Annotated in this window: 15 protein-coding genes and 3 pseudogenes; 11 read left to right on the forward strand and 7 right to left on the reverse strand. The window is 50.5% G+C overall.

Translation table 11 applies throughout. The features are described 5' to 3' along the window. Nucleotides 1–157 precede the first annotated feature (157 nt). Genes KWG61_RS00925 through KWG61_RS16830 form a run of 4 tightly spaced genes read left to right on the forward strand, consistent with a single transcriptional unit; the run spans nucleotide 158 to nucleotide 2,312 of the window. On the forward strand, nucleotides 158–484 hold the full coding sequence (locus tag KWG61_RS00925; protein WP_242744666.1) for a hypothetical protein: 327 nt from the start codon (nucleotides 158–160) through the stop codon (nucleotides 482–484). 17 nt (nucleotides 485–501) lie between these two features. Then, nucleotides 502–1,407, forward strand: a complete 906-nt coding sequence (locus tag KWG61_RS00930; RefSeq protein WP_242745481.1) for a trypsin-like serine protease — start codon at nucleotides 502–504, stop codon at nucleotides 1,405–1,407. 12 nt (nucleotides 1,408–1,419) lie between these two features. Beyond that, nucleotides 1,420–1,821: a hypothetical protein gene (locus KWG61_RS00935; RefSeq protein ID WP_242744667.1), complete on the forward strand. Its 402-nt coding sequence runs from the start codon at nucleotides 1,420–1,422 to the stop codon at nucleotides 1,819–1,821. Between the two features lie 44 nt (nucleotides 1,822–1,865). Next, nucleotides 1,866–2,312: a hypothetical protein gene (locus KWG61_RS16830; RefSeq protein WP_367614299.1), complete on the forward strand. Its 447-nt coding sequence runs from the start codon at nucleotides 1,866–1,868 to the stop codon at nucleotides 2,310–2,312. Between the two features lie 239 nt (nucleotides 2,313–2,551). Here the strand turns inward: KWG61_RS16830 and KWG61_RS00945 are convergent, their stop codons facing one another. Next, a complete protein-coding gene (locus tag KWG61_RS00945; protein WP_242744669.1) occupies nucleotides 2,552–2,863 on the reverse strand; it encodes an ECF transporter S component in 312 nt (103 codons plus the stop codon). A 565-nt stretch (nucleotides 2,864–3,428) separates the two neighbouring features. Between KWG61_RS00945 and KWG61_RS00950 the strand changes: the two genes are divergently transcribed. The 3 genes from KWG61_RS00950 to KWG61_RS00960 all read left to right on the forward strand — a co-directional run bounded on the left by KWG61_RS00950 (nucleotide 3,429) and on the right by KWG61_RS00960 (nucleotide 4,466). Then, on the forward strand, nucleotides 3,429–3,710 hold the full coding sequence (locus KWG61_RS00950; protein WP_256460820.1) for a GntR family transcriptional regulator: 282 nt from the start codon (nucleotides 3,429–3,431) through the stop codon (nucleotides 3,708–3,710). Beyond that, on the forward strand, nucleotides 3,667–4,149 hold the full coding sequence (locus KWG61_RS00955) for an aminotransferase class I/II-fold pyridoxal phosphate-dependent enzyme (RefSeq protein WP_242744670.1): 483 nt from the start codon (nucleotides 3,667–3,669) through the stop codon (nucleotides 4,147–4,149). The genes KWG61_RS00950 and KWG61_RS00955 overlap by 44 nt, the downstream gene beginning before the upstream one ends. Nucleotides 4,150–4,271: 122 nt before the next feature. Then, complete coding sequence (locus tag KWG61_RS00960; RefSeq protein ID WP_242744671.1) at nucleotides 4,272–4,466, forward strand: hypothetical protein; 195 nt, start codon at nucleotides 4,272–4,274, stop codon at nucleotides 4,464–4,466. Between the two features lie 61 nt (nucleotides 4,467–4,527). Here KWG61_RS00960 and KWG61_RS00965 read toward each other — a convergent pair whose 3' ends face one another. The 3 genes and pseudogenes from KWG61_RS00965 to uraA all read right to left on the reverse strand — a co-directional run bounded on the left by KWG61_RS00965 (nucleotide 4,528) and on the right by uraA (nucleotide 7,295). Continuing rightward, nucleotides 4,528–5,106, reverse strand: a complete 579-nt coding sequence (locus KWG61_RS00965) for a hypothetical protein (protein WP_242744672.1) — start codon at nucleotides 5,104–5,106, stop codon at nucleotides 4,528–4,530. Nucleotides 5,107–5,206: 100 nt separating this feature from the next. Beyond that, nucleotides 5,207–5,839 carry a DUF308 domain-containing protein gene (locus tag KWG61_RS00970; RefSeq protein ID WP_242744673.1) on the reverse strand — a complete coding sequence of 211 codons (633 nt, stop codon included), beginning with the start codon at nucleotides 5,837–5,839 and terminating at the stop codon, nucleotides 5,207–5,209. A 125-nt stretch (nucleotides 5,840–5,964) separates the two neighbouring features. After that, nucleotides 5,965–7,295 (reverse strand): annotated as a pseudogene (uraA, locus tag KWG61_RS00975) (uracil permease). Between the two features lie 489 nt (nucleotides 7,296–7,784). Here uraA and KWG61_RS00980 point away from each other — a divergent pair. Next, nucleotides 7,785–8,648, forward strand: coding sequence for a hypothetical protein (locus KWG61_RS00980; protein WP_230267129.1), 864 nt, complete (start codon nucleotides 7,785–7,787; stop codon nucleotides 8,646–8,648). A gap of 247 nt (nucleotides 8,649–8,895) precedes the next feature. Here the strand turns inward: KWG61_RS00980 and KWG61_RS00985 are convergent, their stop codons facing one another. From KWG61_RS00985 to KWG61_RS16835, 3 genes and pseudogenes are all read right to left on the reverse strand, one after another. Beyond that, nucleotides 8,896–9,081 carry a hypothetical protein gene (locus tag KWG61_RS00985; RefSeq protein ID WP_242744674.1) on the reverse strand — a complete coding sequence of 62 codons (186 nt, stop codon included), beginning with the start codon at nucleotides 9,079–9,081 and terminating at the stop codon, nucleotides 8,896–8,898. A 121-nt stretch (nucleotides 9,082–9,202) separates the two neighbouring features. Next, complete coding sequence (locus tag KWG61_RS00990) at nucleotides 9,203–10,042, reverse strand: hypothetical protein (protein WP_242744675.1); 840 nt, start codon at nucleotides 10,040–10,042, stop codon at nucleotides 9,203–9,205. A gap of 15 nt (nucleotides 10,043–10,057) precedes the next feature. Further along, nucleotides 10,058–10,490: pseudogene (locus tag KWG61_RS16835) on the reverse strand (hypothetical protein); the annotation flags it as partial. Between the two features lie 105 nt (nucleotides 10,491–10,595). Between KWG61_RS16835 and KWG61_RS01010 the strand changes: the two are divergent. From KWG61_RS01010 to nrdD, 3 genes and pseudogenes are all read left to right on the forward strand, one after another. Continuing rightward, nucleotides 10,596–11,198: a LexA family transcriptional regulator gene (locus tag KWG61_RS01010; RefSeq protein WP_230267126.1), complete on the forward strand. Its 603-nt coding sequence runs from the start codon at nucleotides 10,596–10,598 to the stop codon at nucleotides 11,196–11,198. A gap of 537 nt (nucleotides 11,199–11,735) precedes the next feature. Then, nucleotides 11,736–12,110: an ATP cone domain-containing protein gene (locus tag KWG61_RS01015; RefSeq protein ID WP_230267125.1), complete on the forward strand. Its 375-nt coding sequence runs from the start codon at nucleotides 11,736–11,738 to the stop codon at nucleotides 12,108–12,110. Nucleotides 12,111–12,966: 856 nt separating this feature from the next. After that, nucleotides 12,967–14,780, forward strand: a pseudogene (nrdD, locus tag KWG61_RS16840) (anaerobic ribonucleoside-triphosphate reductase); the annotation flags it as partial. Nucleotides 14,781–15,292 lie beyond the last annotated feature (512 nt).

The following is a 15,292-nucleotide window of genomic DNA, read 5'->3' on the forward strand; positions in this document are numbered from 1 at the left end:
TCATTAAATAAGCTCAGTCTTTCTTTCTATATAGTCACCCTGTCGTGATATTAGCCAATGAATTGAACGATTTCATGCTGGCATAGAGAGAACTATTTTCGAGACACAGGTAACCCTAGTGAACTAGTCTCCTTTGTTAGGTACTGAAAATTATTATATGAGAAAGAAATTTGCTTCTTCCCTGATGTGTGCTGCATTAATACTGGCTATGCCCATCAACGCTTATGCCGCTCAAGAAGAAGCTTCAAATGATTCAAAAGCCTGGGATATCCATAATACTGAGCATGGTTCTGGTCCCGTATCCGAAGGTACAACTCTTTCCAAAACACAAGGCACTTTGGAAAACGCAGAGAACATTATTGGCAATGACGATCGTGTTCTCGTAGAAAACACAGAAGTAGCCCCGTTCAAATCCATTGTATTTTTGAACATGGTTTTTGAAGAAGGGGGCGAAGAAAAAACTATAGGGGCTCTGGCTGCTTAATCGATGAAGATACCGTCCTGACGAGTGCTCATTGTCTTTACGATTTGGAAAGAGGCTGGGCAAAAGAAGTAACTGTCTATCCTGGTCAAACAGAACTAAAAACCCCTTATGGATCCGCTGTTGCATCTAGACTCATTGTCCCAAACAATTGGACATCAAACGAGGAAACATCGGATGATATTGGAATTATCAAACTGGAAAAGCCTATTGGGTATAAGACCGGTACTCTTTCACTAAGTAAAAGCCTCTCGACAAGTACCCAGATTTCCATCTCAGAATATCCTTCTGATGTAAAAACGGTCACTCGTTCCCATAATATGTGGACAATCTCAGGAAGCATTAAATCTCTTACACAGGATTTCATTTACTATGATCTTGATTCAACGGGCGGCCAAAGCGGAAGCCCGATCTATAATCAGTCAAACCAGGTTGTAGGCGTACATGGATATGGATCAGATACAGGAAATTTTGGAGTTCGTATCAATGATGAAAAATATTCAACAATTTCATCTTGGAATATGCGTACTCAGTCTGTATTCCGTCTATATAACCCCAATAGTGGAGAGCATTACTATACAGCCAAAGGAAAAGAAGTATATTCGCTTATGAGTGCTGGCTGGATATATGAAAACTGTGCATGGTTTGGAAATGATGCCGGCTATAACGTATATCAGCTTTATAATCCTAATGCCGGAGATCATCTGTTCACGATGAACGAAAATGAGCGTACCTTCCTGGAAAACTCAGGCTGGCTTTATGAAGGAATTGCTTGGGGAACAGATTTAACTGGTTATCCAGTCTATCGCTTATACAATCCTAATGCGACTACAGGTTCTCATTTATATACTATTTCTGAAGAAGAAAAAGATTATCTTGTCTCCACCGGATGGCAGAATGACGGTATTGTCTTCTATGGAAATTAGAAAGGAATCAACATGAAGAAGAACGTTTTGTTTCAAGGTACTTTAGCCCTGCTTCTTGCTGCTGGAGCAAGCGGTACACCCGTTCTGGCAGCAGGGGAACAAGAAGAGATCGATATCACTCCTCAGTTGGAAAGCATCGATCTGGAATCCATCGAAACTGTAAACTGGAAAGAAAACGGGAAAATCGAGTTTTCCCTTGAGCCGGTTGAAGGCGTAGAAGTAGAAGGTTGCCTGCAAGTCATCCCCGATCACCCCGAAGTTTTTACCATGGATGGGGCCGGCAACTGGCAGGCGGTCGCTCCAGGGTCGACCAACGTGTATGTCGATGTGAAATATACGGAAGAAGATATGAAAAACTGGAAGCGGCTTTTCCAGGCAAGAAACTGGTCGTTCGGGATATTGCGCTTGATGTAAAGCAGTACGTCTATGTTACGGCCCCGACCGATACCGTTTTCCGTCTGTATAATCCAAACAGCGGCGAACATTTCTTTACCAGCGACGAAAAGGAAAAAGACTATCTTGGAAAAATCGGCTGGAAAGAAGAAACCTCACACTGGCTTGCCCCGGAAGAAAGTCCGTACGCGATCTACAGACTGTATAATCCAAATGCCGGAGATCATCACTACACAACGGATGTTCAGGAAAAAGAACGGCTGGTCAAACTGGGCTGGAACGATGAAGGCATCGCTTTCTATTCCGCTGCCGGATCGTCTACACCGCTTTATCGCGTCTACAACCCGAATGCAAAAAGCGGTGCACATCATTTTACGACCAGCCACGATGAATACGAGGCTCTGAACCGTTTCGGCTGGAAGCAGGAAGACATCGCCTGGTACAGCATGGAAGAAATTCCCTTTAAGAAAAAACTCCTCAAATCCGATGGCTTCGTCCCCTTTTCTTTCTAAGGGACAAAACAGATCCATTGATCCTTTAGAAAGCAGAAAGCCGCGGCTTTATAATGCATTACAGAAAAGAGTTCCTGAAAAGCGAGCTCTTTTTTGCGCTGCCTGCTCGTTCTGGGTGAAAAAGAGCCTCAAGGAGGCTCCGGGAATAACAGTATTTCAAAACGGACAATTTTCCGTTTTATATTCCGTTTTATATAGCGAATACACATCGCCAATGTACACGCTGTCCCCTCTTTCGATCAGATCCGGGAAGCGTGTGAGCGGGAGGCCATATGCATGAAGATTTTGCGCAGGCCCATGCCGTACGTCAGCAGCAGACCGCAGCTTGCGCCGAGAACGCCCTGCGCAATTTCATACGGCATTTTCAGCATGGCCGTTTCAAAGTTGGAATACACGTAGATTTTGCCCAGCGTATAGCCGCCGACCAGAATGATGCAGCCCAGAATCACGCCGACTAAAGCGCCGTAAAACGGTTTGTTCTTAAACAGGTTGTGGGCGCACCAGCTGATCACGAACGCCTGCAGGCCGTGAACGACCAGTGAAACAAACATCGGAGCGGGATAGAAGATGGCATCGCCTAAAAGGAACCGATGCCTCCCACCAGCATGGCCCCAAGGGGTCAAGCAGGATGGCCGCGGTCGTAATCGCGATGTCGCAAAGGTACAGCTTGCCGCCCGGAACGGGAACACCAAAGCTTGAGAGCATAATGGTCAGCGCCATGAACATGGCACAGGTAGTCAGCCAGAGAACGGAAAACGGACGGGCCGTACTGGATTTTGCGGGGGTGGAAAGATGCATGGAAAAGACCTTCTTTCTTATGGGGACTGTCTGCATTTTGCACAGTCCTTTGGGATGGATCATAGATCTGCGTTAAAGCGATCGAACGGATCCCTTTGTCTGTTTTGCGGCACGGTTGTGCTGCAAAACAGACAAAGGGATCTTTTACATGCCGTACAGGATCCATGCGTCGACGATTGCTTCTGTATGCATATTCTCATGGATTGGCCGGTCATGCGTTTAGTATACTCAGATCTGAACTGATCAAAAGGTTCAGAAAAAGAATAAAGGAGCAGACCAGATGATTAGCTACCCCTCAAAAAACCGCTCGCTCAGAGCCTGTACTTCCATCTTCGCCAGGATATTGAGTCCGGCCATTTCCCCGAACACACCCGTCTTCCGTCCAAACGGACGATGGCAATGGATCTGGACGTCTCCCTTTCTACCGTCGAACAGGCACTCGATCTGCTCGAACAGGAAGGCTACGTGGAAACCCGGGAGCGCAAAGGCGTCTTCGTTTCGGAAGGGAACCGTCGAAACCGCCCGGAAAACTTTCAGATGCATCTGCTGGCGCCGGATGAAAAAGAGCGATCCGGATTTTCCTTCCTCGCTCTGGTTTAAAACGATGCGCCTGGTCATGAGCCGCGATCAGGACTATCTGATGCAGACATCTCCCGCCTGGGGCAGTGCCAGACTGCGCAACGTCATCGCGCTCTATCTGCACAACAGCCGCCATCTGCAGGTGCATCCCGATCAGATCGTCATCGCCTCGGGCGCGCAGGATCTGTACGTTCTGCTGGCCCGTATGTTCGCAGGCGAATTTCACGTGGCCTTTGAAGCGCCCGGCTATCCCGCCATGCGAAATATTTACGCCTCCATGTCCGCAACGCTCCATCCTCTGCCGCTGGATGAAAACGGCATTCAGCCCGACGCCCTGCAAAACTCCTCTGCCCAGTTTTTGCAGGTATCGCCCTTTCGAGCTATCCCGACGGCATCGTCGCCAGTGCATCGAGGCGCAAGCGCTACCTCAGCTGGATTGCCGAAAAGAGCGGCTATCTGATTGAAGATGACTTCAACTCTGAATTTTTCCAGAACGGACCGGCGCTGCAGACGCTGTATGCGCAGGATGCGCAGGAAAAAGTCATCTACATCAACACCTTTTCCAAATCGCTGTCGTCCTCTTTGCGTCTGGCCTATATGGTTCTTCCCGCCCATTTGCAGGAACGCTATCGAAAAGCGGCGCAGGGGCTGGCCTGCACGGTAACAATGCTCGATCAGTACACGCTGGCGGAATTCATTGAAAGCGGCAGCTTTGAGCGGCTGATCGCCCGCCGAAGACGAAAGCAGAAAGAGAAAGGTCCAAAAGCCGGAAAATAAGCGTCCACGCCCTCAAGGATGCCCCCATCGCCGAATTGCCGATTAAAAAACAGCCCTGTCTTTACAGGGCTGTCGGATAAAGCGTGTCGGGATCGGAAGCGGAATGCCAGGACTGGCAGATGACGTTGCTGTCGGGGTCCTGAATGGCTTCTTCAAAGTATTCAAAATATTCGCCCGGGGTGTTGATGCCGCGCGGAATGACGATGGACGAGTCGATCTGATGCAGCAGATCGGAGGCAAACAGCGAACAGTTGCGGCCTAAAACCCAGTAGGTTTTCCAGATGCCGGTGCGAAACTTGTAAAACTTCGCGCCGGTTCTCCATTCCAGGCGGCTGGCATAATCGGATTCGTACGTCTTGAAGCGCTCTTTTGTCACCGGCCCCTGAAAGAGCGGACTGTACCAGCGATAGGCCGGCTTGAAGACGTCCTTTAAAAGCGAAACGAGATGCTCCTCCTGTTCTGAGGTTAAGTGCAGACCGTATTCAAACAGAATCGAATTTTCATAGACGCAGCTGTTGTTGACGTAAATATCCGCCGGTGCGGTAAACAGAATGCCCGGACCAAACGTACGAAACAGCTTTTCGTCTTCCTGATCGTAGTTGCCATACGAAAACATGACGCCTTTGTAGGAAAAGGTCATATGACCAAACTGCTTGTCGCCTTTCAGACCGGAATGGATAAAGACGCGCAGGTTGACGGGGTCGTCGTTTTTATTGGCTACCGAAGTGAACGCCTTTTACTCAGATTCTTTTTCGCGCATAGCGCAGAACAAGGCTTGGACCGACGGCGACCAGATAAACCGGCAGCGAACTCCAGCGGCGAAAGGACCAGGCACGCGAACCTTTGTGATGATGAAAGACGTACAGTTCGACAAACATCTGAATCGCCTGCCAGACCAGATAGACGCCGCTCAGACGCTGCACTAAAGACGGATCGCGCGTATACAGCAGCAGCGCGAACAGGCAGATCAGAAAGTCACCGAGACCGAACAGAATAAAGCTCCATCCGGTTTTCGACTTTTCGCGCAGATCCAAGACGCCTTCAAGCGCGACGATCACGCTGATCGCGAATATGTAAATCGCAAAGACGAGACAGACGATCCGCACGCCTTCTGCCCTCCAGCTCCAGAACACCCCGGCCAGAATGCCGGCGGCCAGCGCCTTGAGCAGATCCATCGTGCGATGGTAGCGAATCGCCTGATACAGAAGCAGAACGGCAGATGCACTCGTCAGAATGGCGGCGCTGATCATGATGGAATCCGCGCTGATCTGCGGAAAGAACAGACAGAACAGACCAACGCCAAGAAAAATCAGCGAAATGGTCACTTCAAATTTTTCTTCAATCGTCAGATTGGTAATCTCTCGAGTATTCATGGCTTTATTTTTCCATCCGTAGTGATTTCTTTTCATCCATTTGCCCAGAAGAAAACCCCGCAAATCCATGCGGGGCGTTCTTTTACGGCTTTGGGCCGTTTTCTATTCAATTGAAATGAGGCGGACTATTTTGCAGCTTCGGCTTTGTGCGCGTCTTCTTCTGCGATGACTTCGTCAAGAACCTTCATTTCATCCTGCGGCTCGCGGGAGCTTTCGTTGAGCAGGTGGCACTTGTCGAAGATGAAGAACAGAAGCGACAGCAGAATGCCGGTCATTGCAGCCAGAACCATGCCGGACAGGCTGACATCGCCAAGCGTGATTGTTACGCCGGACAGGCCGACTACGAAGACAACAGCGGTCAGAATCATGTTTACGGTGTTGGAGTAATCCACTTTCTCATCGATGAGAATACGCAGACCGGAAACGCCGATCATACCGTAAAGCAGGAAGGAAATGCCGCCGATCACTGCGGAAGGAATGGACTGAATCAGTGCGCAGAGCGGACCGATAAAGGCGCAGAGAATGGAGAGAACCGCGGCACCGCCAATAACGTAGACGGAGTAGACGCCGGTCAGCGCCATAACGCCGATGTTTTCGCCGTAGGTCGTTGTTGGAACCGACCCAACGAGACCGGAAATCATGGTCGAGAAGTTATCCGCGAAAATCGTACGATCGAGACCCGGATCCTTGATCAGGTCGCGGCCGACAATCTGGCTGGTGACGATCTGATGACCAACGTGCTCGGAAGTGATAACGAGCAGTACGGGCAGCATCGTCAGAATCGCGCCCCATTCAAATTTCGGGAACTGAAAATTCGGCATCTGGAACAGGCTGGCCTGCATAACCGGAGAGAAATCCACATCGCCCAGGCATACTGCTGTGAGATAGCCGCAGACAACCGCAATCAGAATCGGGATAATCGAGAAAAATTTACGGAAGCAGACGTTGCCGATGATGGCCACGCCGAGGGTTACCAGGAAAATAATAATGTTATGGGCGCTGACGGCATCGCCGACCAGACCCGCGGTGCTGGCTGCACTGCCGGCCAGTTCAAGACCGATCAGAGCAACAACTGGACCCATCGCCGCCGGGGAAGTACAATATCAATCCATTTCGTTCCAAACTTCTTGATAATGAACGCGATGATGCATCCGAGAAAGCCGACCGCAACAAATCCGCCAAGGGCGTAGGAATAGCCCCACTTGGCGATGATGATCTGTGCCGGTCCTAAAAACGCGAACGAACTGCCAAGGTAAGCCGGCGCTTTTCCCTTGGTGATCGCAATGTACATCAGGGTACCCACGCCATTCATGAACAGAACGATGGCCGGGTTGATGTTGAAGATAAACGGAACCAGTACAGTCGCTCCAAACATCGCAAACAGATGCTGGAGGGAAAGCGGGAAAAGCAGTCTGCCTGGAACCTTCTCTTCAACCTGGATAATTTTCTTAGCCATGGTTACAAAGCTCCTCCTCTTTTATCAGAATCATATCCCAATAAAAACCGCCTGCGCCGTATGAGTCGCTCAAAGATTCACAGAGATCTGCAAATTCTCGGACGGGTTCATCATTTCGGCTTTCCACCCTTCGCAAACGAAGGGCTGAACAGGCGGGTTCTTATCGTTTCTTCGATACTTTATACCATTTTGGCCGGTAATCCAAAAATATTATCGCTTTTCAAAGCAATAATTATCGTCCCTTTTTGTATCCGAATCGGGCAAGCGCTTAACCTCGAAATCGATTTATTTTTCCCGGGCCGCCCCGTTCGAACCGGCCAGACGGCTTTCCGGAAAGCGCGAGCTGCTTTCGGTTTTCTCCGGAAATTTGCGGCAAAAATATGGAGCAGAACTTTGCCTGTCGATTATAGTTTTTCAGAGATCTGCCCGCATACGATTCCATTCAAATATCGATAGTCTGCGTCAGACGATTCATGGAAAGGAGGACTCATGCGCAAAGAAGACATCGCAAGGCGGCTTTCCAGCACCGAAGGTCCGCTTCGCCATCCCGCACGCTTCTATCGCTTTGCGGCCTCCTCCCATCTGGATCAGAAGGAACTCGACACGCTGCGTGAAACGATCTGCCGGCGCTGCGCGCTTTCCGAAGCCGCGTTCATGAAAAAGCTCGAAGCCAGCGACGCCCGCTGGAGTGCGAAAAGCGTCCGTCAGGCCGCACGGCTGGCGGCGCATCCGTTAACCGAATCGTTCGCACGCCGGCACGCTTCGGATTTTCGAAGCCGGGGACTGAGCCCCCGACAGTGCAAAGCGCTTCTCATCCGTCAGTATCAGATGGCCTTTCACGCGCTGAGCATTCTCAAAGGCGAAAACTGTCTGAAAGCCGTCTGGATCGACCGGCTGGAAAAACTCCTGAACGACCCAGATGGACTGGCTCCCTCCCTTTCCATGATTGAGCGCCCGATCGTTCTGGGCGCCAGAGGAAAACTGCAGCCCACGCAGGATCCGTTTGTTTTTCACGTTCTTCTCAACAGTCACCTGCTTGCGGACGCACTTTTAATTTATGAAGAAGGCGTCCCTTCGCCCAGAATGCAGATCGTGCGCGATGTCTTTCGCGCCGCCCGCACCTGGGACGAACAGGAAATGGCCGCGTTTCTGCGACCGTCCGGCTTTGAAACGGAACCGCAGGATATCGCCGTTCCAGAAGAAGCGCCGTTCGACGAACTCGAACCGGTAATCGATCCATCAAGAACGTTTATTCTTTCCGAAGAGCTCACGCCTTCGGCTTCGCGCGAAATTCTGGTTTCCCCTTCTGTCCACCCCGAAGCAGACAGCGATGGAAAAGACAGTCCAGACTGATCCCGCAGTCCGAAATCCATCCCCCAAGAAAAATGCAAAAGACGGCAGTTCTTGCCTGATCCAGGTGATCCAGGCGGTCTGCCGTCTTTTTCCATCTCGTCTCGTTGTCGCCGTTCTTTTCCGAAATTCTCGTTTTTTCGTTCTTTGTTCTTTCCAGTCTTCTCTTCGAAAGCGTTCTGGTTCTTCTTTCGCTCTTCGAAAGTCTTTCCAGATCGATCCCAGCGCGCTATGCCGTCGGGCTGCATCGCTATCGGCCGGAACCGGTACGACCGGAACCGGACGCTTTGTCTGCCGTGAGCGGCGCCTCCTGATGGCCCGGCACAAAAATTTCCGATTCGAGAAACCATCGGTTTCTTTCCCAGTACAGCTTGCGCATCTGTCCCTGCATTTTGCAGAGATAGCAGATGCCGCATCCGCCGGCTTTGGAATACATTTCCTGACCGACAGCACTTTGTCGACTTTATAGCGATGACCGTCCCAGCAGACAAACAGCGGCCGCAATGCGCCGTCCTGAAGAATCAGCGTCACCACATCGACGTAGTATTTGTAGTACTTCATACTTCAATCGGCCCGTCCAGCGGGGCAATGGGATGCACATTATGAAGGAGACCGAGCGGATCAAAGTCCGTCAGCTTCGCATCGACCTGACTCGAAGCCATGCGGCAGGCATCGTAGCCGTAGCGAACCCGAATGTCGTAAAGAACCTGTTCCATTTTGCGCTGACGGTCGATCTGTTCCAGATCCATGAACAGGTCGCCCTGATCAAACCCGGCATCCTGACACAGACCGCTTACCGAAATGCCGACCGACCGCAGACAGATTTCTTCCAGTTTCAAAGACGCCGTCAGCTGCATGGCCGCCTCGAGAATGTCGCTGGCCAGATCCGTCAGGCGTACGAGCTTTTTCTGACAGCCTTTCGTTTTCAGTTCCGTGGAACGAAGAGAAATGCTGATGCGATTGCATTTCATGTGATCGTTGCGCAGTCTGGCCGCGATGGATTCGCTCAGAACCCGGAACACTTCCTGCAGCTGCGCTATGGATGTAATGTCATGAACCACCGTCTTGGAATTGCCGACCGACTTGACCGGCCGCTTGTAGCCGTTCAGATGCACTTCGCTCTGATCGAACCCGTTGGCATAGTTCCAGAGCAGACCGCCCATTACGCCAAATCGGCGAGTGAGCCGCTCGGGAGACGCCTTGGCCAGATCGCCGATGGTAAAGATGCGCATCTCGTTCAGCTTTTTGCGTGTGCGCGATCCGACCATGAGCAGATCTTCCGCCGGAAGCGGCCATATGAATTCCTTAAAATCGTCTTCCGTAACGACCACAAACCCCTTGTGCTTGAGCAGGTCGCTGGCCAGTTTGGCGAAAATCTTGTTGAAGGAAACGCCCATGCTGACGGTAATGCCGTACGTCTCAAAGACCTCATCCTGAATCCGTCGTGCCAGATCGATGCCGTCTCCAAAAGACGCTGCGAATGCGTCAGATCGATCCAGGCCTCGTCCAGACCGAAGGACTCCACCCGGTCCGTATATCTACGGTAAATATCTTTAATCTTCTCCGTATAGTAAATATATGCGTCATAGTCTGGATGAATAATCAGCAGATCCGGACACTTCCGTCTGGCTTCCCGCAGAGATTCCCCGTCCTGATGCCTTTGGCCTTGGCCAGATCGTTTTTGGCCAGGATGATCCCGTTTCGTTTTTCCTCGCTGCCTCCCACAGCCATCGGTACGTTGCGCAGTTGAGGGCGAAGCATTTCTTCAATCTGGGCATAGCAGTGATTTATATCGCTGTGAACAATGACTCGTTTCATAGGCTCAGTATAGAAATAAACAGGCATCTTTTCAACTTGCTTACGCACTTTTTGCGCTTTTACGCACCATGAAACTTAGAAATATATTTCACCTTTGCGCCTATCTTGCGCGAACAATGCTATACTATAGACATGAAACCGAATATTCCACAGATCCTTACTGAATTTAAAAACCAGAACAATGTAACAAATGACTATATTGCCGACTACTGCGGCGTAACCCGCTCCACCGTTTCCCGCTGGTGCAGCGGAAAGATCCGGAAAATTACGCCCGAAGCGCTCGAGAAGCTGAGCGAGATGCTTCACATTGATTTTGACGAGATGACAAGCGTAGCCCGCTATGCGTATACGCGCCCGATTCTTGGCGAGGTCAAAGCCGGCTACGGGCTTCTGGCCGATGAAAATATTGTCGATTACGTCAAAGTTTCAGAAGAGGATTACAATCGCGGCGACTATTTTCTGCGGGTTCGCGGCGATTCCATGAAAGGCGCTCACATTCATGAGGGCGACCTTCTTTACATCCGCAAATGCGTTGACCTTCCGTCGGGGGCAATCGGCGTTTTTCTGATCGGAGAGGAGGAAGTAACGGTTAAGAAGCTGATCAAGAAAAACAACTACTGGATTCTCCAGCCCGCCAACGACGAAGTTGAACCCCGTGTCTATTCCATGCAGGAAGTCATGGATATTCCCGTTCGAATTGTCGGACAGGCTCTTTACTCCAGAACTGAGCTTTAGAGGCGTCAAATCGGGTAAATTTCAGGTTATTCAATTCTTAGACAGACACGGCTGAGCGATGGTTTCCGTTTTCGGAAGCCCTGCGCTCAGCCGTTCTTTTCCCATATTTCGCTGGCTTTTTACCATATATTATAGGGGCTTGATTTAGCTATATTTTTAATATGCCATTAAGCTTGCCGCATTACTGCTTTTGCCCCTTTATCTTTCGCTTATTCACCAAAGGTATAGCGAAGCCCGAAAACGGCAAAAAGCCGGCGTTTTGCGCCAGCAGAACGCCATTTTTGTGAATTTTAAGGCAATTTTGGCGTGTCATTCCAAATTGTGGGATCGTTTATCTTTTTAAGAAAATGAAGACTTGCCGCTTTCTCTTGCGATTTTTCGTGCTTATACTTGTCCGTGAACCCCGCGAGATCGGCACTCCGGCCGAATCGTGAGGCTTTTGAACTTTTTAGAAACACCAGTTGTATAAAACGTCTTCCCCAGAGGAAGCGTTCATTGAATTTATTTCAAATTTTCAGAAAGGAGAAAACACAGCCAATGAAAGTAATTAAGAGAAGCGGCGAAGAAGTCATCTTCAACGTTTCGAAAATCGAAAACGCCATCCGCAAAGCCAACAAAGCAACGACTCACGGACAGATGACCGAAGAAGAAATTCTTGAGGTCAGCGCTCTGGTTGCTGAAAAGTGTGAGAATCTCCACCGCGCTGCCGGCGTGGAGGAAATCCAGGACATGGTTGAAGCCGCTCTGATGAGCCATGGTTTCTACGCCGTTGCCAAGAACTACATCACTTACCGCTACGAGCGTGCTCTCGTACGCAAAACCAACTCGACCGACCAGCAGATCATGTCTCTGCTGGAGAGAAATAACGAAGAAGTAAAACAGGAAAATTCAAACAGTGCGATGCGTTTCTGATTGAAAAGATCAGACATCACAAAAAGACGTTCGAACAGATACATTTCGAACATTGTGATGAACTCCGTTTTTGAAGAATTTCTGCCGGCCCCAACAGCCCGCAGAAATTCTCTTTAAGTCTCCGGCATGCGCCGGATTTCAAAAGGCCAGGAAGTGAACAGATCCTGCGCCGCCAGGTTTGAAATCCGGGGTATGAAGCCCGGTAAAGTCGGCCGACAGCTGCCGCAGCCTGCTTTTGCAGAGCGAAACCTCCGCCTCGCGGAGCGCAGCCCATAGGCCGGAAGTCCATAAAACAGATATGGTCAGAATGCACCAGACGGTGCTGACGAATTTGCGAATGTACGGATCTACAGTTTTCCGGCGCAGAAATGCGCAGGCGCGATACGCGCGCCGGTGCGGACAAGTAAGAATTGTTTGTATGAACGTCCGTATCAGACGAAGCCTCAATGGAGGCGGCGGGTCTGATCGAGCCGGCAGGTCCATAGCAAAAACCTAAGTCTGTATGCACGGATAGAAAACGGGGAACACAGAAAAGCAGCAGCCTCCGGGAGGCGGGCGAAGAACAATAAGCCGCCAAACTGCTGCCCAAAAGCCGAGGCCGCAGCGATGACCTCTTCTGTAATGGAAGAGCGAGCGATGACCTCAAGTCGATGCACCTTCTTCCGACTTTTCAAGCCGGATTTCAAAACATTTTATTCAGACTCGCTTTCCGGGCGGCGGTTTTTCCAGAGAGAAAAGCCGAAACCGAAGGAAAACGGAACGCATCGATGGAGCGCCGTGTGCGGTGAAAGCCGCATGCACGGTGTGAAGCGGGGAAAAGGCAGAGATCGCATCAAAGCCTTACCTATCGCTATAAAACCCATTAGTAAACTCTGTTCAGCGTGACTATATGGCCGGTGAAGTATCCAAGGATATCACTCGCCGCTTCCTGCTCCCCCACGACATCATGGAAGCCCACGACAATGGACTGATTCATTTCCATGATTCCGACTACTTTGCCCAGCACATGCACAACTGCTGCCTGGTCAACCTGGAGGACATGCTTCAGAACGGAACCGTTATTTCCGAAACCATGATCGAAAAACCGCACAGCTTCTCCACCGCGTGCAACATTGCAACACAGATCATCGCGCAGGTGGCCAGCTCCCAGTACGGCGGTCAGTCGATCACCCTCTCTCACCTGGCTCCGTTCGTAGCCGTTTCCCGTGCGAAAGCCCGTGCGGAAGTACGCGACGAACTGAACGCCATGAACCTGCCTTCGGATGACGAAACCGTAAACGAAATCGCAGAAATGCGCGTCCAGAAGGAAATCGAAAAGGGCGTACAGACCATCCAGTATCAGGTCATCACCCTGATGACTACAAATGGTCAGGCTCCGTTCATCACCGTCTTCATGTACCTCAATGAAGTGGAAGATCCGCAGACCAAAGCGGACCTGGCTTCCATCATCGAAGCGGTTCTCAAGCAGAGAATTCTCGGTGTTAAAAACGAAACCGGCCACTACATCACTCCGGCTTTCCCGAAACTGATCTACGTTCTCGAAGAAGACAACATCCATCCGGACAGCAAGTACTACTACCTGACGCAGCTCGCCGCTAAATGCACCGCGAAACGCATGGTACCGGACTACATCTCCGAAAAGATGATGCTCAAGCTCAAAATCGACGTAAACGGCGAAGGCCACTGCTACCCGGCTATGGGATGCCGTTCCTTCCTTACACCGTATGTAAACGAAGAAGGCAAACCGCAGTACTACGGCCGTTTCAACCAGGGCGTTGTCACCATCAACCTCGTTGACGTTGCCTGCTCTTCCAAAGGCGACTACGAAGAATTCTGGCGCATCTTTGACGAACGTCTCGATCTCTGCTTCCGCGCCCTGATGATCCGTCACAACCGTCTGCTCGATACGCCAAGCGACGTGGCTCCGATCCTCTGGCAGAACGGCGCGCTGGCCCGTCTGAAAAAGGCGAGACCATCAATAAGCTGCTCTTCGGCGGCTACTCCACGATCTCCCTTGGCTATGCCGGACTTTCCGAAGCCGTATGGTACATGACCGGCGTTTCCCACACCGATCCAGTCGGCACAAAATTCGGCAAGCGCATCATGGAATACCTCAATGCTGCCTGCGCGAAATGGAGAGCTGAAACCAACATCGACTTCTCTCTGTACGGCACCCCGATGGAATCGACGACCTACCGCTTCGCCAAGAAGCTGCAGGACCGTTTCGGCATCATCCCGCACGTAACCGACAAGAGCTACATCACCAACTCCTATCACGTTCACGTTACCGAACCGATCGATGCCTTCGACAAGCTGACCTTCGAGGCGCAGTTCCAGAAACTGTCTCCAGGCGGAGCCATCTCCTACGTCGAAGTACCGAACATGCAGAACAACCTGCAGGCGGTTATGGCGCTCATCCAGCATATTTATGACAACATCATGTATGCCGAGCTCAACACCAAATCCGACTACTGCCAGGAATGCGGCTATTCCGGCGAAATCGAAATCGTTGAGGACGAAAGCCACAAGCTGATCTGGAAGTGCCCGAACTGCGGCAATACCGATCAGTCCAAGATGAACGTTGCCCGTCGTACCTGCGGATACATCGGCACCCAGTTCTGGAACCAGGGCCGTACCCAGGAAATCAAGGAACGCGTAACCCATCTTTAATCGCCATACCGGAAATCCCAATCCGATCGATCAGAGCAGATCAGCTCCAGTTGAAAAGATACGGGATGGAAGGGAAACCTTAAAAATCTTCTGAATTTCATGCCTGCAGGGCCGTATCCTGCAGGCATTTTTCTTTGGTTTTTCCTTGCGAGATTCGTTCGAATTTACCGTTTTCTTCAGTACGCGATTTTCGATGGCCGACACTTCGGACTTCCGCTTTACGCGAAAGTTTCGCTTCCTCGAAAAAGAAATTTTCATTTTCTTTTCCCGCATTCTTTCCTGAGAGTCAAAAATCACACTTGAACTGTCCCTAAAGGGAAAACATTATGTAAAGACATACATTTTCCTCCTTTGTAAAGAGAAAAACCGCAAAAACATTCATTTCTTTTTAAGAATGTATTTCACTTGCTTCAAAACCCGTATAGAATGGGAGCAGGCATTTCCGATGTATGCCTGCTTTCTTTACATAGCTGCCATGTTGAATATCGTGGTTTCATGATGCGTTCGAATGG

It is taken from the genome of Allobaculum sp. Allo2 (assembly GCF_022701175.1).
Taxonomy (GTDB): Bacteria; Bacillota_I; Bacilli_A; order Erysipelotrichales; family Erysipelotrichaceae; genus Allobaculum; species Allobaculum fili.